The 20,763-nt window shown below is 68.2% G+C and carries 17 protein-coding genes; 13 read left to right on the top strand and 4 right to left on the bottom strand.

Annotated features, from left to right (window positions below):
• The first annotated feature begins 10 nt into the window (after positions 1-10).
• From fliM to HZ321_RS10720, 4 genes are all read left to right on the top strand, one after another.
• Positions 11-1,222 (top strand): flagellar motor switch protein FliM, encoded by a 1,212-nt coding sequence (fliM, locus tag HZ321_RS10735; protein ID WP_181702297.1) that lies wholly within the window; start codon positions 11-13, stop codon positions 1,220-1,222.
• A complete protein-coding gene (locus HZ321_RS10730; protein ID WP_181702296.1) occupies positions 1,219-1,971 on the top strand; it encodes a DUF6468 domain-containing protein in 753 nt (250 codons plus the stop codon). Before fliM ends, HZ321_RS10730 begins: the two co-directional genes overlap by 4 nt.
• The gene (locus HZ321_RS10725) at positions 1,968-3,107 is read left to right on the top strand and encodes a MotE family protein (protein ID WP_181702295.1); all 1,140 of its coding nucleotides are present in this window, start codon (positions 1,968-1,970) and stop codon (positions 3,105-3,107) included. Before HZ321_RS10730 ends, HZ321_RS10725 begins: the two co-directional genes overlap by 4 nt.
• Before the next feature lie 114 nt (positions 3,108-3,221).
• Positions 3,222-7,184, top strand: a complete 3,963-nt coding sequence (locus tag HZ321_RS10720; RefSeq protein WP_181702294.1) for a hypothetical protein — start codon at positions 3,222-3,224, stop codon at positions 7,182-7,184.
• Between the two features lie 192 nt (positions 7,185-7,376).
• Here HZ321_RS10720 and fliP read toward each other — a convergent pair whose 3' ends face one another.
• Together fliP and HZ321_RS10710 are read right to left on the bottom strand one after the other, a co-directional pair.
• Positions 7,377-8,069, bottom strand: a complete 693-nt coding sequence (fliP, locus tag HZ321_RS10715) for a flagellar type III secretion system pore protein FliP (protein ID WP_425305392.1) — start codon at positions 8,067-8,069, stop codon at positions 7,377-7,379.
• A gap of 94 nt (positions 8,070-8,163) precedes the next feature.
• The gene (locus HZ321_RS10710; RefSeq protein ID WP_181702292.1) at positions 8,164-9,909 is read right to left on the bottom strand and encodes a flagellar biosynthetic protein FliO; all 1,746 of its coding nucleotides are present in this window, start codon (positions 9,907-9,909) and stop codon (positions 8,164-8,166) included.
• Between the two features lie 291 nt (positions 9,910-10,200).
• Here HZ321_RS10710 and flgB point away from each other — a divergent pair, with 291 nt between their 5' ends.
• From flgB to HZ321_RS10670, 8 genes are all read left to right on the top strand, one after another.
• Positions 10,201-10,608, top strand: coding sequence for a flagellar basal body rod protein FlgB (gene flgB / locus HZ321_RS10705; RefSeq protein WP_181702291.1), 408 nt, complete (start codon positions 10,201-10,203; stop codon positions 10,606-10,608).
• Positions 10,609-10,627: 19 nt separating this feature from the next.
• Positions 10,628-11,038 carry a flagellar basal body rod protein FlgC gene (gene flgC / locus HZ321_RS10700; protein WP_181702290.1) on the top strand — a complete coding sequence of 137 codons (411 nt, stop codon included), beginning with the start codon at positions 10,628-10,630 and terminating at the stop codon, positions 11,036-11,038.
• A gap of 32 nt (positions 11,039-11,070) precedes the next feature.
• Positions 11,071-11,409, top strand: coding sequence for a flagellar hook-basal body complex protein FliE (gene fliE, locus HZ321_RS10695; protein ID WP_181702289.1), 339 nt, complete (start codon positions 11,071-11,073; stop codon positions 11,407-11,409).
• A 23-nt stretch (positions 11,410-11,432) separates the two neighbouring features.
• Positions 11,433-11,696, top strand: coding sequence for a flagellar biosynthesis protein FliQ (gene fliQ / locus HZ321_RS10690; RefSeq protein WP_181702288.1), 264 nt, complete (start codon positions 11,433-11,435; stop codon positions 11,694-11,696).
• A gap of 5 nt (positions 11,697-11,701) precedes the next feature.
• On the top strand, positions 11,702-12,466 hold the full coding sequence (gene fliR, locus HZ321_RS10685; protein WP_181702287.1) for a flagellar biosynthetic protein FliR: 765 nt from the start codon (positions 11,702-11,704) through the stop codon (positions 12,464-12,466).
• Positions 12,467-12,476: 10 nt separating this feature from the next.
• On the top strand, positions 12,477-13,553 hold the full coding sequence (flhB, locus tag HZ321_RS10680; RefSeq protein ID WP_181702286.1) for a flagellar biosynthesis protein FlhB: 1,077 nt from the start codon (positions 12,477-12,479) through the stop codon (positions 13,551-13,553).
• Between the two features lie 168 nt (positions 13,554-13,721).
• On the top strand, positions 13,722-16,292 hold the full coding sequence (gene cckA / locus HZ321_RS10675) for a cell cycle histidine kinase CckA (RefSeq protein WP_244635793.1): 2,571 nt from the start codon (positions 13,722-13,724) through the stop codon (positions 16,290-16,292).
• A 49-nt stretch (positions 16,293-16,341) separates the two neighbouring features.
• Positions 16,342-17,562 carry a cytochrome P450 gene (locus tag HZ321_RS10670; RefSeq protein WP_181702285.1) on the top strand — a complete coding sequence of 407 codons (1,221 nt, stop codon included), beginning with the start codon at positions 16,342-16,344 and terminating at the stop codon, positions 17,560-17,562.
• 7 nt (positions 17,563-17,569) lie between these two features.
• Here HZ321_RS10670 and HZ321_RS10665 read toward each other — a convergent pair whose 3' ends face one another.
• Both HZ321_RS10665 and HZ321_RS10660 read right to left on the bottom strand, forming a co-directional pair.
• On the bottom strand, positions 17,570-18,490 hold the full coding sequence (locus tag HZ321_RS10665) for a pseudouridine-5'-phosphate glycosidase (protein WP_181702284.1): 921 nt from the start codon (positions 18,488-18,490) through the stop codon (positions 17,570-17,572).
• Complete coding sequence (locus HZ321_RS10660; RefSeq protein ID WP_181702283.1) at positions 18,487-19,428, bottom strand: PfkB family carbohydrate kinase; 942 nt, start codon at positions 19,426-19,428, stop codon at positions 18,487-18,489. The genes HZ321_RS10665 and HZ321_RS10660 overlap by 4 nt, the downstream gene beginning before the upstream one ends.
• 204 nt (positions 19,429-19,632) lie before the next feature.
• Here HZ321_RS10660 and recA point away from each other — a divergent pair, with 204 nt between their 5' ends.
• On the top strand, positions 19,633-20,715 hold the full coding sequence (gene recA / locus HZ321_RS10655; protein ID WP_181702282.1) for a recombinase RecA: 1,083 nt from the start codon (positions 19,633-19,635) through the stop codon (positions 20,713-20,715).
• The last annotated feature ends 48 nt before the right edge of the window (positions 20,716-20,763 follow it).

The raw sequence follows: 20,763 nt of genomic DNA, 5'->3' as shown, positions 1-20,763 counted from the left end.
GGGTTTGTCGATGGAGAACGAGGACGAAGATCTCTCCGCTGACTGGGGCGCCGCGCTCGCCGAGCAAAAAGGCGACGACATGGACGATCTCGCCGCGGAGTGGGGCGCGGCGCTGGAAGAGCAGGGCGTGGAGAACGCCGACGCGATGGCCGCCCAGTGGGCCGCCACGCTCGACGACACCGACACGGACATGGAGTCGTCCTCGCGCGGCGCCGACCGCGTGCTCAACCAGGAAGAGATCGACAACCTCCTCGGCTTCAACGTCGACGACCACATCGCCAACGACCAGAGCGGCATCCGCGCCCTGATCAACTCGGCGATGGTGTCCTACGAGCGTCTGCCGATGCTGGAGATCGTGTTCGACCGGCTGGTGCGCGAGACCACGACGAGCCTGCGCAACTTCACGTCCGACAACGTGGAAGTCTCGCTCGACAGCATCTCCTCGGTGCGCTTCGACGACTATCTGAACTCGATCCCGCTGCCGGCGATCCTGGCGGTGTTCAAGGCGGAGCAGTGGGACAACTTCGGCCTGATGACCGTCGATTCCTCGCTGATCTACTCCATCATCGACGTGCTGCTCGGCGGCGGGCGCGGTACCACCGCGATCCGTGTGGAGGGGCGGCCCTACACCACCATCGAGATGAACCTCGTCCGGCGGATGATCGAGATCATCCTGGCCGATACGGAGAAGGCCTTCGCGCCGCTCACCCAGATCAAGTTCTCGCTGGAGCGTCTGGAGACCAACCCGCGCTTCGCGGCGATCTCGCGGCCGAAGAATGCAGCGATCCTGATCCAGTTCCGCGTCGACATGGAGGACCGCGGCGGCAAGGTGGAGATGCTGCTCCCCTATGCCACGATCGAACCGATCCGGAACCTGCTCTTGCAGATGTTCATGGGCGAGAAGTTCGGCCGCGACCACATCTGGGAAGGGCATCTCGCCACCGAGATCTTCCACGCCAACGTCGCCGTCGACGCGGTGATGTGCGAGGAGCACTTGCCGCTGTCGATGGTGCTGGATCTGGCGGTCGGGCAGACGCTGCTGTTCAACACCGGACCGGGCGACCCGATCGCGGTGAAGTGCGGCGACATCCAGCTCACCTCCGGCCACATCGGCCGGCTGGGCGAGAACGTCTCCGTCAAGGTGTCCAAGCCGCTCCGCCGCCCGCGCATGACGCTCGCGGCGTTCGAACGGGCCGTCCAGAAGGAAATGGAAAAGACATGACCGGCCTGAACCTCGGAATGGTCATCGAGATCATCGTGGCGGCGCTGCTGGTGCTGACGATCGCCTATTGCATGATCCTCAACCAGCGGCTCACCCGGCTTCGCGCGGACGAGGAGGTGCTGCGCGCCACCATCGCCGAGCTGATCACTGCCACCGAGATCGCGGAGCGGGCGATCCTCGGCCTCAAGGCCACCGCGTCCGACTGCGAGAAGTCGCTCGGCGGCCGGCTGACCTCGGCGGATGCGGCGATCTCGGAGCTCGACCGCAAGATCGCGCTCGGCGACGACGTGCTGCGCCGGCTGGTCGCTGCCGCCTCCGGGCGCGGCGGTGAGCCCCACCGCGAGGCCGCGCCGATGCGCGTGCCGGAGCCGCAGCGCCAGAGCGAACCGCAATACCGTCAGCCGGAGCCGCAGCGTCTGCCCGAACCGCAATACCGTCAGCCGGAGCCGCAGCGTCAGCCCGAGCCTCAATACCGTCAGCCGGCCCCGCGGCCCGCCGCGCCGCCGACGCCCGGTTACGGCTTCGCCATGGCGCAGCCGGCGCCGGAACCGCAGCCGGCCTACTACGGCTACGACGAGCCCCCGGCGCCCGCCGCCTACGCGCCGGCCCCGCAGACCTACGCGCCGCCGCAGGCCCAGCCCCAGGTTCAACAGCGCGAGCCGGTGTCCCGGTCCCTGCAGGCCGCAGCGGAGGCCGCCGCGGAGCGACTCTCCGCCTATCGCAGGGCGCAGCGCGAGGAGGCCGCGTGAAGGATATCCGCTTGCTGCCGATCGTGCTGTTCGCAGTCTCGGCGCTTCTCGTCCTCAAGGTTCTTGGCATGGCGACCGGGTCCGGCTCCTTCGCGGTCGGCCCGGCCACCGCCGTCGCGGCCGGCGGCGGGGAGCACGGCGAGGAAGCTCCCGCCAAGACGCAGGGCGATAATTTCGACGACCCGCTGATCCTCGGCCCGCCAATCGATCTGGCCCGTGAGGCCGAGGAGCTCGCCAAGCAGAAGGCTGCCAGTGGCGGACATGACGCGCCCGCGGCCGACGCCCACGGCGAAGCCCCCGCCGCCGACGCCCACGGCGAAGCTCCTGCCGCAGACGCCCATGGCGACGCTCCTGCCGCGGACGCCCATGGCGAAGCTCCGGCCGCCGACGCACACGCCGAAGCGCCTGCCGCCGACGGACACGCCGAAGCGCCTGCCGCCGACGCGCATGCCGAGGCTCCCGCCGCCGACGGACACGCCGAAGCTCCCGCCGCCGCCAACGCTGAAGCCCCGGCCGCCGCCGCTCACGGCGAAGCCCCGGCCGCTGACGGGCATGGCGGTGGCGAATCGACCCTGCCCGCCAACGTGTCCACCACCCGCCCTGAGGAATTCCAGCCGATGAAGTCTCAGGCGGAGCTGGCGATCGAACGGTCGCTTTCCGAACGCCGGCAGACGCTGGACCAGCGGGAGGACGATCTCACCACCCGCCTCAAGCTCCTGGAGGCGGCAGAGGGGCGCCTGCAGCAGCGGATGGAGGAGATGAAGGGCTTGAAGGCCGCCGTCGATGCCCAGGCCAACGCGGCCCCGCCAGGACCGTCGGAACAGGTCCGCGGCCTTGCCACCATGTACGAGAACATGAAGCCGAAGGCTGCCGCAGCGGTGTTCAACAAGCTGGAGCTGCCCATCCTGATCGAGCTCAGCCGCGCCATGAACCCGCGCAAGATGTCGGCGATCCTGGCGGTGATGGATCCGGAGCGTGCCGGCAGCCTTACCACCGCGCTCGCCGCCTACGGGATGACAGTGCAGGTCCAGGCCCCTCCCGTCACGCCGGATGTGCCCGTCGCCAGTTCGCAGGCTGCGGTTCCGAGCGATGCGCAAGGGCTTGACGCACTGCCGAAGATCATGCCGGCCCAGTAATGCAAAAGCTCGGGATTCCAGCGCTTTCCGCCCTCGGCGCAACAGCCTGTTAAGGGCCCTCGCATAGGCTTCCTGCCAAGTGCGGCCGTGTGTCGGTCCGCAGGCGGGTTGCGTATGGTTCAAATCGTCTCCTCCTGGATGGAACGTTTCGCTGCGTTCCTCCGCCGGCCGATGTCCCTGGCCGGGCGGTGTCTTGCCGGCGTTTTCGTCGTGCTGATGCTGTCGCAGCATGCCCCGGCGGCCGAAAAGGCCACCGTGACGGTGGAGGACTGGGAAACCTACGGCCGCGTGATCCTGGACTTTCCGGATCTCAACATCCTGCCGAAGCACACCATCCGATCCAGCAACGGGGTGCTGGTCATCGAGTTCGCGGCCGAAGCGCCGCTCGACATCTCCCGGATCCCGATCACGCTCGCCCGCTACATCACCATCGCTCGCGCAGATCCGGACGATCGCGGTGCCCGCTTCGCATTGGCCCGCGGCGTTCGCGTCAACACCATGGAAGCCGGCGCCAAGCTTTTCCTCGACTTCCTGCCGTCCGGCTGGTCCGGACCGCCGCCGCGGCTGCCGGACGACGTGGTGGCCGAACTCGCCCGCCGGGCGGAGGAGGCGGCCCTGCAGGCCAAGGAGGCGGCGTTGCTGCGCCAGGTCGGCGACACCAAGGTCCGGCTCGACCTCCGGGTCGGCCGCACGCCGACCTTCTCGCGCTTCGTGTTCGCCTGGAACGTGCCGTTCGAAGCCACGCTGAAGCGGACGGACGGCGTCCTGGCTGTGGCCTTCAACCGCAACGCCCCGGTCGACCTGTCGCCCATCCGGGCCGACCTGCCGCCCTTCGTGGATGACATCGAGATCGATACGGAGGTACCCGACGGCCTCGGTTTCCGCATCCTCGTGGCGCCGGACGCCGACGTGCGGGCCTTCCGCGAGGCGGACACCTATGTCGTCGACATCGAAGGCAAGGTGGGCACCAAAAACGACGATGCCGTCCGGCGGCTCCTCGGAGCGGCCCGCGGCGATGCCGGTGGCACGGATGCGAACAGCAAGGACCTGATCCGCTACAAGGGCAGCATACCCGACGCCTCCGGATCGGAGCAGGCGGGTTCGGTCGCCGAACCGGTGGCGCCGCCGACCGTGCCTCCCGCAAGCCAAGACCATGCCTCGGCCGAACCACATGCCGCGCCCACGGAGCACGCCGCTGCCGATCCGCACGGCGAGGCCGCCTCGCCGGACCCGCATGCCGCAACGGGCGAGCATGCCGCGCCTGCCGAGCATGCCGCCGCCGACCCGCATGCCGAACCCGTCGAGCATGCCGCTGCCGACCCGCATTCCGACCCCGCGCAGCCCGCGGCGGATGCGGAGGCGCCGAAGCCCGCCGCGCCTCTGGCCCACGGCAATCCGGGCGAGATGGCGGAGGTGCCGGAGGGGCGCTCCGTCGACCTGACCGATGCCGTGTTGCGGGTGGAAGCCAAGCGGATCGGCCGGGCGACCCGGCTGGTCTTCCCGTACAAGGCCGAGATCGGCTCGGCGATGTTCACGCGCGGTGGCACGTTGTGGCTGTTGTTCGACGATCCCGCGCCGCTCGGGGTGGAGAGCCTTCAGAACGCGCTGGCCGGCATTGCATCGGTGATCGAGCCGATCACCGTTGGCGAGGCGCGGGGCCTGCGCATCACGCTTGTCGAGCCGCTGCTCGCCACGCTCAACCCAGACGGCACCTTCTGGGTCGTCACCATCGGCGATATGGTCACCCAGCCCATCCGGCCGCTGCAGATCAAGCGGCAGATCCGCGACAACGGCGCGGTTTCGCTGGAGGTGCCGTTCGGTCCGGTGAACGGCATCCACCGGGTGATGGACCCGACCGTGGGCGACGAGATCGTGGTCGTCACGGCACTCGGCCCGCCGCGCGGCCTGACCAAGCCGCAAAGCTTCGTCGATGTCGACGCGCTTTCCTCCGGCCACGGCCTCGCCATCGTGCCGAAGGTCGACGACGTTTCGGTCCTCGCCCGCGAGACCACGGTGGTGATCGACCGCCCGGACGGCATGGCGGTGTCCACTGCCGTGCCGGTCGAACGGGCGTCGCTGCTCGATCTGCCATCGGCGATGGGCGTCCTGTCGACCGAGCGGCAGGCCTTCATGGACCTCGGCGCAGTGGACACTTCGGACCCCCGCAAGTTCTGGGAGCGCCGGCACGAACTGCATGCCGCGGCCGCACAGGCGCAGACGAAAGATGAGAAGGTCAAGGTCTGGTACGAGTTCGCCGAGTTCAACCTGGCGAACAGCCTCGGCTATGAGGCGGGCGGAGTGCTCGACTACATCTCCGCATTGGCGCCGGAGGAGGCTACCTCCAGCCGCATGGGCATTATGCGGGCGGCGGCGGCGGTTCTTTCCAGCCGCTACAAGGACGTGCTCACCTACCTGGAAGGGCCGGAGTTCGCCGATCATCCGGAGGCGGCGATCTGGAAGTCGATCGCGTTGACCGAACTCGGCGACTATCCCGCGGCCCGGCGCAGCTTTCCGCGCGCCGAGGTGGCGGTCGGGCGCTATCCGGTCGCCATCCAGAACAAGTTCCTGATCGCCGGCATCAAGGCGTCGATCGAACTCAACGACTATGGCAAGGCGCGCAGCTTGATGGCGCAGTTGGAACCGAAGACCCTTTCGCCCAACGAACTTGCCTCCATCGACATTCTCAACGCTCGCGCTGCCGACGCCACCGGCCATTCCACGGACGCGATGGAGTTGCTGTCCAAGGCCGTCCAGAACGCGCGGGGCCCTGTCGAAGCGGAGGCGACCTATCGTCTTGTAAACCTGCAGCGGCGCGAGGGGCTGATCACCCCCGACCAGGCTGCCGATCGTCTGGAGCAGCTCGCCATCTCGTGGCGCGGCGACGATGTGGAACTCCGGACGCTCCGCACCCTGGGGCAGCTTTCCGTGGAGCGTGGCGACTTCCGCCGTGGCTTCGAGCTGATGCGGGTCGCCAACGTGGTCGACAGCCAGGCCGAGACCACGCGCCTGATGCAGGAGGAGATGCAGTCGGCCTTTGCCTCGCTGTTTCTCGACGGGAAGGCCGACGACTTGAAACCGGTGGACGCCCTCGCCCTCTACTACGATTTTCGCGAGTTGACGCCGCCCGGGAAGCGGGGCGACGAGATGGTGCGCAATCTCGCCAGCAAGCTGGTCGACGTCGACCTTCTGCCGCAGGCGGCGCAACTCCTCTCCTATCAGGTCGACAACCGGCTCCGTGGCGCCTCCAAGGCAAAGGTCGCGGCGGATCTCGCGCTCGTCTACCTGCTCGACAAGCGCCCGGAACAGGCGCTGATGACGCTCGGCCGGACTCGCCAGGCCGAGCTTCCCGTGGACATCGAGCGCCAGCGGCGGCTGGTCGAGGTGCGGGCCCTGGCCGATACGGGCAAGTATGATCTCGCGCTGGAACTCCTGAAACCGTTGGCCGGCTCGGACGTCGACCGGCTACGCGCCGAGGTTCTCTGGGGCGCCGACCGCCACCAGGAGAGCGGCGAGCAGTTCGAGCGGCTGCTCGGCGGACGCTGGGCGGAAGACCTCGCCCTTGACGAGCGCGAGCAGCACGACGTGCTGCGCGCCGGTGTCGCCTATGCGTTGGCGCAGGACGAGGTCAGCCTGGACCGGCTGCGCAACAAGTTCGGCGGCAAGATGTCGGGCACCAAGAGCGCGTCCGCCTTCGACGTCGTCACCGGCCCGATCGACGGCACCGGAGCCGAATTCAACCAGGTGGCGCAGCAGATCGTCGCCTCCGATTCCGTCACCGCCTTCCTCGCCGAGTACCGCAAGCGCTACCTCACCTCCGGGCGTGCCGGCGCCGCCTATCTCGTCGAGCAGAAGCGCCCCGAGGAAGAGGTGCCCGTGGAGGTGCCCGGTACCGCGCCCGACGGGCCCGTCGATGCGGCTCATGGTCCCGACGCGCAGCATGGCGACCCGCAGGCCCCGGAGGGCGAACACGGGACCGCACCGGCGCCTGACGCCGGCCATGGCGGCGCGGCAGGGCATTCGGCTCCAAGCGCGCTCGCCGATCCCGCCGGTGACGGGCAGGCGGCGCAGGCCGGTTGAGCCGGACCCGTTCAGACTAACCGGGATCGCGCGGCCGGGGATAACTTCGTCTCCAACGGGGATAGTGCGCCACCGAAGTCGACCAGCGGTCCCCTTGGCTCCCCGTCGTCACCGCCGGGATGTTCCAGGGCTACGTAGCGGGCGGGTGAGACTACAAAACACGGAAAAGGCGCTACGTAGCCGCCGGAAGATCTAGGCGCCTGTGTAGGAGCGGATCAGGCTGCCGGCGACCAGCGACCATCCGTCCACCAGAACGAAGAAGATCAGCTTGAACGGCAGTGAAACGACCACTGGCGGCAGCATCATCATGCCCATCGCCATCAGGATGGATGACACGACCAGATCGATGATCACAAACGGCAAGTAGAGAAGGAACCCGATCTCGAAGGCTCGTCTCAGCTCGGAGATCATGAAAGCCGGGATCAGGATGCGAAGGCTGATCTCTTCTGCGGTGGCGGGGGCGGGCTGGTTGGAAAGATCTATGAAGAGCGCGAGGTCTTCTTCCCGGACATGCTGGCGCATGAAGGCGTGGAAAGGAACGACGGCTGCTTCGAAGCCCTGCTGCAGGTCGAGCGTTCCGTCGATGACCGGCTGCACGCCCTCGTCGTAGGCCGTCTGAAAAACTGGGGCCATGATGAACGCGGTCAAGAAGAGCGCAAGTGAAACCATCACCGCGTTGGGTGGTGCGGCCTGCAGACCGATCGCCGTTCTCAGAAGAGACAGGACGACGACGATCCGGGTGAAGGACGTCATCATCACGAGAATGGAGGGGGCGAGGCTGAGGACTGTGATCAGTCCGATCAGCTGGACGGCGCGCTCGGTCAAGGTCTGGCCTTCACCGAGCGAGATCGAGACATCCTGAGCGATCGCGGGGGCGGAGACCATCGCCACCACGAAGGCAGTCACCGCCGCCGCCCGAGGTCCCCACCGCCGCATAGTCATGTCCGCATCTGTCCGCTCGGCGGACCTAAAAAACGGCTCAATTCCGCGGTTTTCCGGGCCGCGGGATATCACCCGCGAGCTCGTCCAGCAGCCGCGCCATCTCGTCCTCCAGGGAGGTGAAGTCCGGATCCTTCTGCTCGTCGGCCCGCACCGGCACCGGCGGCGGGACTACCGGAACCGGGGCGGGGACAGGCTTCGGGGGTTCGGGCTTCCAGACGTCGACGACCGGCTCGATCTTCGGAGAAGGTGTTGATTCGGTTGCAGGTTCCGCTTCGACGAGCAGGTTGTCCAGGTCGTCGGAGAGGCTGTCGGAGAGGTCGAAGTCCGGCGTTGCGGCCTCCGGTTCCGGCGCTGGCGGCTCGACGTTGGGCGGCGGAAGGTCGGGCGCGACCTCGACCGCCGGCAGCACCGCGGCCAGGCCACCGACCCGGGCGATCGTCTCCGGCTCGACGGCCGGAATCCGAACGGCCGGCGGGTTCGCCTCGACCGGCTTCAGGCCAAGATCCTCCGGTTCCACCCGCTCGGCGGGCTGCGGCGGCGGTTCCGGCTTGCGGTCGAACTTCTCGTCGGCGGATTTGATCTGGGCCGGAGTCCGGGGGCGGAACCAGGCGCTGGCGGCGCCGAGCATCGAGCGGTTGAGGTCGTCGGCCGGCGGCGCGGGGGGCGGCGGCGGGGCAACCGGCTCGGGTGCGGACACCACGATTTCCGGCTCCGGTTCGGGCTCCGGCGCGGGCGGTTCGATCGGCGCAGGCTCGACCTTGGGCGTTTCCGCCCGGATCGGTTCGGGCGCCGGAGGCGGCTCGCGGTCGCGCCGGGAAAAGGTGATCGGCCCGCGGGTGTTGCGCATGAAGGCCGGCGGTTCGGTGACCGCGGGAGCCGCCGCCACGACGACCGGGGCGACCGGCGGGGTCGGCGCAAAGCTCGGCTCCACCTTGGGATTCTCCTCCCGCAGGGCCTCGTCGAGGCGCAGGGCAAGGTCGTCGAAGGCGTCGTCCGCCGGTTCCAGCGGAGGGAGGCTCACATCGGGGGCGGCGCCGCGGTCGAGCACCTCGTCGGACGGGCTGAACGTGGGCGCAGGCACCGGCTCGGGCCGGCCGGAGACCGGCGGGGCATAGGTCTGGCGTGCCGTGCGGAAGCTGGCAGGACGGGTGTCCGCCAGCGGTTCCGGCGGGATATCGGACGGCATCGGCGCGGGAACGCGCGGCTCCATGGAGGGGAGCGGCTCGTCGTAGCTCTGCTCGGAGACCGGCGGAGGCGGGGGCGGCGCGGACCGGCGCGGCTCCGGAGCCGGCATGGCGGGGCGGACGACCGTCGGTGCGGGCTCGGGCACCTCCTCCGGAGCGGCTATGGCGGCAGCCGCCATCGCCGCGGCCACCTTGGGTTCGGCGGGCGCTTCACGGGCCGGCATCCGCCGCGGCGGCGGCGGACCGTCCACCTGCGGCTGCTCCTGGGTAGGGCGGGGGAACCGGCCCATCGTGCCGACCGGCACGCCCTTGATGATGGTCTGTTCGACGACGATGTCGGTCGGGCCGCCAACCAGGAGGAGATGCTCCACCCCGTCGCGACGCACCAGGACCAGCCGGCGACGCTCGTCGACCACCGTGACGTCCATGACGGCGAGGCGCTGCTGCTTACCGCGAGGTCGCATCGCGCCACCGCGCGAAACGCTCTTCAGGATCCAGCGCAGGGCGAGAAGCAGGACAAGAACCACCGCGAACGCGATCACATACCGCGCGGCCGTCGCCCCCGATGTCCCAAACCACTGTACGAGCAGTTCCTGCATATTGTATCTCTCGTTCCAGGCGTCTCGCCGCAAAAACACGTTCGACGAATCTTACAGATTTCGCGATTGTAAACGGTGCGGCAACGATTTCCGACTCCCGTGTCGCGTCGGTGAACAAACCTCACCGAAACCTTTCCGTCACCGCAGTTTCAGGCACTTAGGTGGGGTTGTCCCGGCCGCTGCGCAGGCGATTAACCAGTCGTTAACCATCAATGCGGCAAAAATTGCCCAGCTTCTCCCCGGTCGAATCCTTTTCGGTCAGGTCGAAGCGGTGGTGGGGAGCCGCAGAGTATGGGTATTTCGGACGTCGGCATCGTTCGCGCCTTCAAGGAGAAGCTGCGTTTCCACGAGCAACGGCAGAAGGTTCTGGCGGAGAACATCGCGAACGCCTCCACCCCGGGCTACACCGGTCGGGACGTGAAGGCGCCCGACTTCTTCAGGGTGGCCGCGGAGATGCGGCCGGACCCCAACGTGCTGCCGGTCCGCACGGATGCCCAGCACATTCCCGGACGGCCGCTGGTGGCCGGCGGCGCCTTCAAGGACGGCAAGGTGGCCGGCTACGAGATCACACCCGACGGCAACGCGGTGGTCCTGGAAGAGCAGATGATGAAGGTGTCCAACAACCAGATGGACTACCAGGTGGCGACGTCGCTCTACCAGAGGAGCCTCGGGCTGCTCCGGACCGCGATCGGCCGCTGACGGCTGAAGGGACAGGGCCATGGACTTCCTGAAGACACTGATGATCTCGGCCTCCGGACTGAAGGTCCAGTCGGGTCGGATGCGGGTGATCGCGGAGAACATCGCCAACGCCGACAGCGCGGCGCGCACGGCGCAGGACGACCCATACCGGCGGAAGATCCCGACGGTGCAGTCCAAGTTCGACGCGGAACTCGGGGCGCAAGTCGTCCAGCTCGGCAAGATCGACCGGGACAAGGCGCCGTTCGACGAGCGCTACGAGCCAGGCCATCCCGCCGCGAACGCGGACGGGATGGTGCGGTATCCCAACGTGTCGCTGCTGATCGAAGGCGTCGACATGCGCGAAGCGCAGCGGACCTACGAAGCCAACCTCAACGTGGTGACCGCGACGCGCTCCATGCTGCAGCGGACCATCGATCTCCTGAAGCGCTGACCAGCCCTTTTCCCCGACCTTGAGGCACTGAAATGGCGATCACCACGGCCCTGAACGCTTCCAGCATCTACGGCGCCATGGCGCGGATGGCGAATCGAGGCCCGGAAGCGCAGACTAAGGATGCGCTGGGAGCGGTGGCGGGCGCGAAGGACCCGTCCGGGTTCGCCGATCTCATCAAGGACCAGGTGGCTTCGGTCATCGAGCAGGGCAAGGCGTCGGACACGGCGCAGCGCGACCTGATGGCCGGCAAGGCCGACGTGATCGACGTGGTGACGGCGGTGTCTGAAACCGAACTCGCGCTGGAGACGATGGTCTCGGTGCGGGACCGGGTGATCAACGCCTACCAGGAAATCATGCGGATGCCGATCTGACGGCGTCTGCCGGGAGAGACAGGATGACGGGCCCGGAGGTTCTCGACATCGCGCGGGATGCGATCTGGGTCACCGTGGAAATCTCCGCGCCGACCATGCTCGTCGGCCTCGCCATCGGCCTGGTGGTGGCGCTGATCCAGGCGCTGACGCAGATCCAGGAGATGACGCTGGTCTTCATCCCGAAGATCATCGCGATCTTCCTGGTGCTGATCCTGACACTGCCCTTCATGTCGGACGCGTTGAACGGGTTCATGGCCCGGATCACCGAACGCATCGTCGCCGGGTAGCGGCGGTGACGATCACCATCCTCCCGGACGTCACGGTTCTGTTCCTGCTGCTGTTCGCGCGCCTCGGCGCGCTGGTCATGCTGATGCCGGGAACGGGAGAGCAGCCGATCCCGGTCAACGCCCGGCTCGGCATCGCGCTGACCCTTTCGCTGGTGTTCTACCCGACCGTCGCCGGGACCTTGCCGCAGGGGCTCGCCAACGACCTGACGCGGCTGGTCGTGGCGATGATCGGCGAGATCCTGATCGGGATCGCGATCGGGCTGATTGCCCGTATCATGATGTCGGTGACGCAGATCGCCGGCACCAACATCGCCAGCCAGATCGGCCTCGGCTTCGCCATGTCGGTAGACCCGACCATGGGGCAGCAGGGCGCCATCGTGGCGGGATTCCTGTCGGTGACGGCGATGGTGCTGATCTTCGCGGCCGACATCCACCACATCGCGATCGCCGCGATCGCCGACAGCTACACGATGTTTCCGCCGGGCTCGCCGCCGCCGATCGGCGACTTCGCCGACGTCGCGGTGACGACCGTCGGAGAGGCTTTCAAGATCGGTATCGAGATCTCCGCGCCGTTCATCGTGTTCGGCCTGGTGTTCAACTTCGGCCTCGGTGTGCTCGCCAAGCTGATGCCGCAGCTGCAGGTGTTCTTTCTCGCCATGCCGGTCTCGATCGGGGTCGGCCTCATCCTCTTCGCCTTCCTGGTCACCACCATGATGGGGCTCTACGCCTCCCATCTGGAGGACGGCCTGATGCGCTTCATCGGACCGTGAGGCGCACGCGATGGCAGAGGCCGGCGACGACAACGAAAAAACAGAAGAACCAACACAGCGAAGGTTGGACGACGCCTTCGAACGCGGCGACGTCGTCAAGAGCCAGGAGGTCTCAACCTGGTTCACCCTGGCCGCGGTGGCGCTGGTGGTCGGCATGGCAGGCGGCCCCGCCTCCAAGACCCTGACCGACCCGCTGCGCGGGCTGCTGGAGCATGCGGCCGACTTCTCGATGGACGGCGGCGGGCTCAGGCGGCTGTTCATAGCGGTGCTCGGCGCGGTGGGTGCGGCGATGGTGTTGCCGGTGCTGATTATGATGGTGGCCGGTGTGGCCGGGCACATGGTGCAGCACCGGATGGTGTTCACGGCCGAGAGCCTGAAGTGGAAGCTGGAGAAGATCTCTCCGCTCAGCGGCTTCAAGCGGCTTTTCTCGGCCGAGGCGATGATGAACTTCGCCAAGGGCATCCTGAAGATCGTGCTGGTCGGCGTGGTGATGATGATGGTGCTCTGGCCGGAGCGTTCCCGGCTGGAGGCCATGGTGACCATGGACCCGGCGTCGCTGCTGACGCTGACGCAGACGCTCAGCATGAACGTGCTCGGCGCGGTGCTCGCCATCATGTTCCTGGTGGCGGCGGCCGACTATCTCTGGTCGCGCCAGCGGTGGCTGAAGAAGCACCGGATGTCGATCCAGGAAATCAAGGAAGAGCACAAGCAGAGCGAAGGCGACCCCGCCATCAAGGCAAAGATCCGGCAGATCCGCATCGAGCGGTCGCGCAAGCGGATGATGTCGGCGGTGCCGACGGCGACGGTGGTCGTCACCAACCCGACCCACTACGCGGTGGCGCTGAAGTACGAGACCGGCATGCAGGCCCCGGTGTGCGTGGCCAAGGGCGTCGACGCGGTGGCGCTCAGGATCCGCGCGGTGGCGACGGAGGCCAACGTCACCATCGTGGAAAATCCGCCGCTGGCGCGGACGCTCTATGCGTCGGTGGACATCGACGAGATCATTCCCGAGCAGCACTACAAGGCCGTCGCCGAGGTGATCGGCTACGTCATGAATCTGAAATCCAAGCGCTCCTGGCGCAACTGAACGCTGTCGGCAGGCGTTCCCGCACCCTGTGCCGGAAAGGCACGCTTTTGCGGAAATCAGCGGCCGGCCGTTTGCGCCGCTCTGACGAGGCGGTACATAGATCTGAGACAGTCCCGCGCGTGATTCTCCTGCAGTCCGCGCCCATCCTCCAGACGACGAACCATGCTTATGAAACCAAGCAATTCCGGCATGACGGAAGCGGAGGTCGGCCCGACGGTCGAGGCGGCGCTGATCGACAAGTCGGACCGTGGCGGCAATGTCGGACTGCTGGTGGCGCTGGCGCTTTCGCTGGTGACGGCGGCGGCCGTGTTCGCGATGCTGGACCGCACGCGGGCGGAGCCCTACGTGCTCGGCCTGCTCGGGCTCCTCGCCGTCGTCGGGGTGTTTTCGTTGTTCGCCGGTGCGATCGGCCTGCTGCGCTTCGGTGCCCGCACGGACGGCGGGCAGAGCCTGGCGCGGCGGTTCCTCGACACCATGAACGACGGTGTCTGCGTGACCGATCCGGAGGGGCGGATCGTCTACGCCAACGCGGCCTACGGACGTCTGATCCGGGCGGGCACGGCGAGCGAAGTGCGCACCGTGGAGCGCGTGTTCTCCGGCGACAGCGAAGCCGTGGACGTGATCTTCCGGCTGGCGCAGGCCTCGCGCGACGGCCGGCGGGCGGAGGAGGAGGTGCGGGTCTCCCATCCCCTCGGCCGCACGGAAGGCCAGGCGCGCTGGTACCGGATCCGGGTTCGCCCGTTGCCGGCGGAAGGCACCAAAGCGCTCAACATCTGGCAGATCGCCGACGTGACGCGCGACCGCGACGCCCAGGAGGACAGCTTCCAGGCGCTGCAGCGGGCCGTGAACTTCCTGGACCATGCGCCGGCCGGGTTCTTCTCCACCGACGCGCTCGGCGGCATCGTCTACATGAACGCCACGCTCGCGGATTGGCTGGGCTACGACCTCGCCGAGTTCGACGTGGGTTCGGTGAAGCTGACCGACATCGTGGCCGGCGACGGGGCGGCGCTGCTGGACGGCGTGCGCGGCGCGCCGGGCGAGGTGCGGACGGGCATCGTCGACATCGACCTCCTGAAGCGCAACGGGCAGAGCCTGCCCGTCCGCCTGATCCACCGGGTGCCGGTGGCAGCCGAGGGCACCGTCGGCGACAGCCGGACACTGGTGATCAACCGCTCGCCGGGCGAGGACATCTCCGAGGCGCTGCGGGCGGCCGAGGTGCGCTTCGCGCGCTTCTTCAACAACACGCCGATCGCCATCGCGGGCGTCGACAAGGAAGGCCGGATCGGCCGCACCAACGCGCCGTTCATGAAGCTTTTCGGATCGTTCGTGAAGGCCGATACAACGGCAAGCCGCGGGCGGCTTTCCGACGTGGTGGCGGAGAAGGAGCGCGAGAGCCTCGCCCAGGCGATCCAGGCGGCGGCAAGCGGGCAGAGCCAGATCCCGCCGATCGACCTGCCGCTGGCCGACGACAAGGGCCGCTCGGCGCGGTTCTTCGTTTCGCCGGTGGAGGAGGGGGCCGGCGACGGCGAGGTGGCCGTCGTCTACGCGCTGGAGACCACCGAGCAGCGGGCGCTCGAGGCCCAGTTCGCCCAGGGCCAGAAGATGCAGGCCGTCGGGCAGCTGGCCGGCGGCGTGGCGCACGATTTCAACAACGTGCTGACCGCCATCATCGGCTTCTCCGACCTCCTGCTCGCCAACCACCGGCCGACGGACCCGTCGTTCCAGGACATCATGAACATCAAGCAGAACGCCAACCGCGCGGCCGGACTTGTCCGGCAGCTGCTGGCGTTCTCGCGGCGGCAGACGTTGAGACCGACGATGCTGACGCTGTCGGACGTGCTCGCCGACCTGACCATCCTGCTCGACCGGCTGCTGGGCGAGAAGGTCAAGCTGAAGGTGGTGCACGGGCGCGACGTGTGGCCCGTGATGGCCGACCTCAACCAGTTCGAGCAGGTGATCATCAACCTTGCCGTCAACGCGCGGGACGCGATGCCCGGCGGCGGCAAGCTGGAGGTCCGCACGGCCAACGTGACGCCGGCCCAGGCGGAGGCCTACGGCTATCAGGGGCTGGTTCCGGCGGAATACGTGATGATCGAGGTGCAGGACACCGGCACCGGCATGCCGCCCGACGTGATGGAGAAGATCTTCGAGCCGTTCTTCTCCACCAAGGAGGTGGGCAAGGGCACAGGGCTCGGGCTTTCCACCGTCTACGGCATCATCAAGCAGACCGACGGCTACATCTACGTGGACTCCGAGGTGGGGGCGGGCACGACGTTCCGGATCTTCCTGCCGCGGCACTTCCCCGTGCAGGAAACCGGTCAGGACGAGGGCGGCAAGAAGCCGGAAGCGCCGCCGGTGGCGGACCTGACGGGCAGTGCGACCATCCTCCTCGTCGAGGACGAGGAGGCGGTGCGGGCCTTCGCCGCGCGGGCGCTACAGTCGCGCGGCTATACCGTGCACGAGGCCGGTTCGGGGACGGAGGCGCTGGAGGTGATGGAGCACGCCGGCGGCCACATCGACCTCGTGGTCTCCGACGTGGTGATGCCGGAGATGGACGGGCCGACGCTGCTGCGCGAGCTGCGCAAGACGCGGCCGGACCTCAAGATCATCTTCGTCTCGGGCTACGCCGAGGACGCCTTCAAGAAGAACCTGCCGGAGAACGAGCAGTTCACCTTCCTGCCGAAGCCGTTCAGCCTCAAACAGCTGGCGACCACGGTGAAGGACACGCTGCAGAGCTGATGGACAGGCTGCCCGTGCATGCCGCATCCGACCCCCTGCCAGGTTTCCGATGACCGCCCACGCGCCCTCGTTCCGCCAGTCCCCGACCGATCCGGCCTTCGTGCAGAATCCCTATCCGGTCTACGAGCGGATGCGGGCGCTCGGGCCGGCGTTCTTCTGGGAGGACTACGGCTTCTGGTGCTTCCCGGGCTTCGAGGCCGTCAACGGCCTCCTGCGCGACCGCCGCTTCGGGCGCGACGTGCTGCACGTGGCGACACGCGCCGAACTCGGCTGGCCGGAGATTCCGGAGCACGTACAGCCGTTCTACGACGTTGAGGCGCATTCGCTGCTGGAACGGGAGCCGCCCGTCCACACGCGGTTGCGCACGCTGATCACCCGCGCCTTCGTGAGCCGGGCGATCGAGCGCCTGCGGCCGCGGATCCAGGCGCTGTCCGACGACCTGATCGACGGGTTCGAAGCCGGCGGAGAGGTGGATCTCCTGGCGGCCTATGCCACGCCGATCCCGGTGATCGTGATCGCGGAGCTGCTGGGCGTTCCCGTCGACATGGCCGACCAGTTGCTCGACTGGTCGCACCGGATGGTGGCGATGTACCAGTTCAACCGCACGCGCGAGATTGAGGACGACGCGGTGCGCGCGACGCAAGCCTTCGTCGCGTTCATGCGGGGCTATGTCGACGAACGGCGGGCGCGGCCGGGCGACGACCTGATCAGCCACCTGATCGCGGCCGAGGAGGCCGGCGAGAAGCTTTCCACCGACGAGCTGATCACCACCTGCATCCTGCTGCTCAACGCCGGCCACGAGGCGACGGTGCACGCGATCGGCAACGGCGCCAAGGCGGTGCTGGAGGCCGGCGTCGATCCCGCCGTCGCGTTCCGGTCGGAGACGGCGACGGAAAACGCGGTCGAGGAGTTGATCCGCTTCGACGCGCCGCTCCACCTGTTCACCCGCTACGCGCTGGAGAACCTGGAGATCGGCGGTATAGCGCTGAAGCGCGGCGACAAGATCGGCCTGATGCTCGGCGCCGCCAACCGCGACCCGGCCCGCTTCCGCGATCCGCACCGGCTGGACCTCGACCGGGCGGATGTCGCCAGCGTCTCCTTCGGCGCCGGCATCCACTTCTGCATCGGCGCACCATTGGCGCGGCTGGAACTGCAGGTGGCGCTGCCGACGCTGTTCCGCCGCCTGCCGGGCCTGCGCCTCGCCGAAGCGCCGGTCTATGCCGACCGCTATCACTTCCACGGGTTGGAACGGCTGGTCGTGCGGTGGTGACCGTCCGTTAGCGCGGGCCGACCAGCGCCACCGCGATCTCGGCCGCCACGCGGGCGTTGTTCTTCACCAGGGCGATGTTGGTGGCGAGGCTGGCGCCGCCGGTGCGCTCCAGGATGTTGCCGAGCAGGAAGGGCGTGACGGCCTTGGCCGAGATGCCGCGGTGCTCGGCTTCGGTGAGCGCGGCGTCGATGTGGCGGGCCATCGCCTCGGCGGTGATCTCGGCTTCGAGCGGAACGGGGTTGGCGACGAGCATGCCACCGATGAGGCCGAGCGTCTGGCGGGTGGCGGCGAAGCGGGCGATCTCGGCGGCAGTATCGAGCCTGAGCGGTGCCTTCAGGCCCGATGCGCGCGACCAGAAGGCGGGGAACTCGTCCGTGCCGTAGCCGATCACCGGCACGCCCTTTGTCTCCAGAACCTCCAGCGTCTTCGGCAGGTCGAGGATAGCCTTGGCGCCTGCGGCGACCACGATCACCGGCGTGCGGCCCAGTTCCTCCAGGTCGGCGGAGATGTCGAAGGTGGTTTCCGCGCCGCGGTGCACGCCGCCGATGCCGCCGGTGGCGAACACCCCGATGCCGGCGAGGGCGGCTGCGATCATGGTGGCGGCGACGGTGGTAGAGCCCGGCCGGCCGGTGCAGACCGCAAAGGCGAGGTCCGCCCGCGAGAGCTTCATCACGTCCGTCATGGTGCCGAGGCCGTCGAGCGTCGCGGCGTCGAGGCCAACGCGGATGGCGCCGTCGAGCACGGCGATGGTCGCCGGTACGGCGCCGCTTTCCCGAACGACAGCCTCGACCGCCCGCGCGGTCTCGACGTTGGCGGGATAGGGCATGCCGTGGGTGACGATGGTCGATTCCAGGGCGACGATCGGCCGGCCGGAGGCCCGGGCCGCCGCGACCTCTTCGCCGAAGACCAGGGGGAGGGCGTTCGTCATCGGGGTACTCCGGTTTGCATTGTTCCGTTGCGGATGGCAGCGACGAGCGCGGCCGGAAGGGCCGGGAGCGCGCCCCGCACGGCGAGCGCGGCTTGCGACGCCGCGATCCCGCCCGACAGCGCATCGATAAGCCGGCGGCCTCCGATAAGCGAGAGCAGCGTTCCGGCAATCAGCGCGTCGCCCGCTCCGGTCACGTCGGCGACGTCGGCGGCCGGCACGGGAAGCTCGTCGACACCGCCGTCGTCCAGAACGGCAAGCGGCCGCCCTCCGTCCGTCACGACGAGCCGCCGGGCGCCGGCTGCGGCAAGGGTCGCGGCCGCCTCGATCGCGGACGTGAACGGACGGCCGGAGAGCGCCTCGGCCGACGTGCGGTTGACGAAGACGAGGGCGCCCGCCCGCAACGGGGCCGCCACGCGCGGTGCCTTGGCGCGGGATATGGCATCAACCGCCAGAGTCCGGGGAGCGAGCGCGGACAGCGCCTCCAGCGTTGCGGCGGGGAGGTTCGCGTCGGCAAAGACGAGCCCGGCGTCTGCGATGGCCGCCCGAGGAAGCGCTTCGGGGCGGATCGCGTCGTAGATGGAGAGGTCGGACAGCGCGGCGGCGAGTTCGCCCGAACGGTCGTGCAGGGCGATGTAGGTCCCGGTTGCGGCGGCGGGATCGACGTCGACCAGTTCGGTCCGGACGCCGGCGGACCGAAGGGCGGCGGAAAGCGCGCGGCCCGCGGCGTCGTCGCCGATCCGGGTGGCGAGCGCCACCGTCAGGCCGGCGTTTGCCATCAGGACGGCCACGTTCCGGGCAACGCCACCGCTGGTTTCGGTGATCTTGCCCGGGCAGGAGGTTGCAGGCTCGAACGCGGCGTCCGTGCGGCCGACGAGGTCGCGGTGGCAGCCGCCGATCGCCAAGCAGTCGAGGCGGGTCCCTTGCGCCGGGTCAACCATGGTCCGCCTCGCTCTGGCCCCGTCGAATCAGCCGGGTCCGATCATCGTCCCGATCGTTCGGCGTGCTATGAACGTCCCGTGAACACATGCGGGAAAAATATTGTGAATCAATTTGTTGGCTGGCGTCTTGCAAATCGGAACAAAGCATGTACATTCAGCCTTCAATTGAATCGACCTGCGGCACGTGGAATAAGGGCCTCAACCATGTCACAGAACACGCTTCGTCTCATCGAGGGGACTTCAATGGACAAGACCAAGGCCCTGGACGCCGCCCTCTCGCAGATCGAGCGGGCCTTCGGCAAGGGTTCTATCATGCGCCTCGGCCAGGGTCAGGTCGTGGAGGTCGAGACCGTGCCGACGGGGTCGCTCGGGCTCGACATCGCGCTTGGCGTCGGCGGGCTGCCGCGCGGCCGCATCGTGGAGATCTACGGGCCGGAGTCCTCCGGCAAGACCACGCTGGCACTGCACACGGTGGCGGAAGCGCAGAAGCGGGGCGGGGTGTGCGCCTTTATCGACGCGGAGCACGCGCTCGACCCGATCTACGCCCGCAAGCTCGGCGTCAGCCTGGAAGACCTGCTGATCTCGCAGCCCGATGCCGGCGAGCAGGCGCTGGAGATTTGCGACACGCTGGTGCGTTCCGGCGCGATCGACGTGCTGGTTGTCGATTCGGTCGCCGCGCTAACGCCGAAGGCTGAGCTCGAAGGCGAGATGGGCGACAGCTTGCCCGGCATGCAGGCGCGCCTGATGAGCCAGGCGCTGCGCAAGCTCACCGCGTCGATCTCCAAGTCGAAGACGATGGTGATCTTCATCAACCAGATCCGCATGAAGATCGGCGTGATGTTCGGTTCGCCGGAAACGACCACGGGCGGCAACGCGCTGAAGTTCTACGCCTCGGTGCGCCTGGACATCCGCCGCATCGGTGCGATCAAGGCGCGCGACGAGATCGTCGGCAACCAGACCCGCGTCAAGGTGGTGAAGAACAAGCTGGCGCCTCCGTTCAAGGAGGTCGAGTTCGACATCATGTACGGCGAAGGCGTCTCCAAGCTCGGCGAACTGATCGACCTCGGCGTCAAGGCGGGGATCGTGGAAAAGTCGGGTGCCTGGTTCTCCTACAACAGCCAGCGGCTGGGGCAGGGGCGCGAGAACGCCAAGGTATTCCTGAAAGAGAATCCGGCCGTCGCCGACGAGATCGAGCAGGCCATCCGCCAGAATGCGGGCGTGATCGCCAACTCCATCCTGCAGGGCGCTCCCGAGCCGGACGGCGACGCGGCGTCGCCCGACTTCTGAGGCGACGGCGGCGCGGTCCCATTCCCGCGGGATCGCCGCCGCTTCTCC

Source organism: Chthonobacter albigriseus (assembly GCF_013839445.1).
Classification (GTDB): Bacteria; Pseudomonadota; Alphaproteobacteria; order Rhizobiales; family Pleomorphomonadaceae; genus Chthonobacter; species Chthonobacter albigriseus.
Note: the sequence above shows the minus strand (reverse complement) of the source record. Positions and strands in the feature narration are given on the sequence as shown.

Coding starts and splice junctions, on each gene's coding strand:
- fliM (WP_181702297.1), top strand. CDS start 11: ATGGAGAACGAGGACGAAGATCTCTCCGCTGACTGGGGCGCCGCGCTC.
- HZ321_RS10730 (WP_181702296.1), top strand. CDS start 1,219: ATGACCGGCCTGAACCTCGGAATGGTCATCGAGATCATCGTGGCGGCG.
- HZ321_RS10720 (WP_181702294.1), top strand. CDS start 3,222: ATGGTTCAAATCGTCTCCTCCTGGATGGAACGTTTCGCTGCGTTCCTC.
- fliP (WP_425305392.1), bottom strand. CDS start 8,069: ATGGTCTCCGCCCCCGCGATCGCTCAGGATGTCTCGATCTCGCTCGGT.
- HZ321_RS10710 (WP_181702292.1), bottom strand. CDS start 9,909: ATGCAGGAACTGCTCGTACAGTGGTTTGGGACATCGGGGGCGACGGCC.
- flgB (WP_181702291.1), top strand. CDS start 10,201: ATGGGTATTTCGGACGTCGGCATCGTTCGCGCCTTCAAGGAGAAGCTG.
- flgC (WP_181702290.1), top strand. CDS start 10,628: ATGGACTTCCTGAAGACACTGATGATCTCGGCCTCCGGACTGAAGGTC.
- fliE (WP_181702289.1), top strand. CDS start 11,071: ATGGCGATCACCACGGCCCTGAACGCTTCCAGCATCTACGGCGCCATG.
- fliQ (WP_181702288.1), top strand. CDS start 11,433: ATGACGGGCCCGGAGGTTCTCGACATCGCGCGGGATGCGATCTGGGTC.
- flhB (WP_181702286.1), top strand. CDS start 12,477: ATGGCAGAGGCCGGCGACGACAACGAAAAAACAGAAGAACCAACACAG.
- cckA (WP_244635793.1), top strand. CDS start 13,722: ATGAAACCAAGCAATTCCGGCATGACGGAAGCGGAGGTCGGCCCGACG.
- HZ321_RS10670 (WP_181702285.1), top strand. CDS start 16,342: ATGACCGCCCACGCGCCCTCGTTCCGCCAGTCCCCGACCGATCCGGCC.
- HZ321_RS10665 (WP_181702284.1), bottom strand. CDS start 18,490: ATGACGAACGCCCTCCCCCTGGTCTTCGGCGAAGAGGTCGCGGCGGCC.
- HZ321_RS10660 (WP_181702283.1), bottom strand. CDS start 19,428: ATGGTTGACCCGGCGCAAGGGACCCGCCTCGACTGCTTGGCGATCGGC.
- recA (WP_181702282.1), top strand. CDS start 19,633: ATGTCACAGAACACGCTTCGTCTCATCGAGGGGACTTCAATGGACAAG.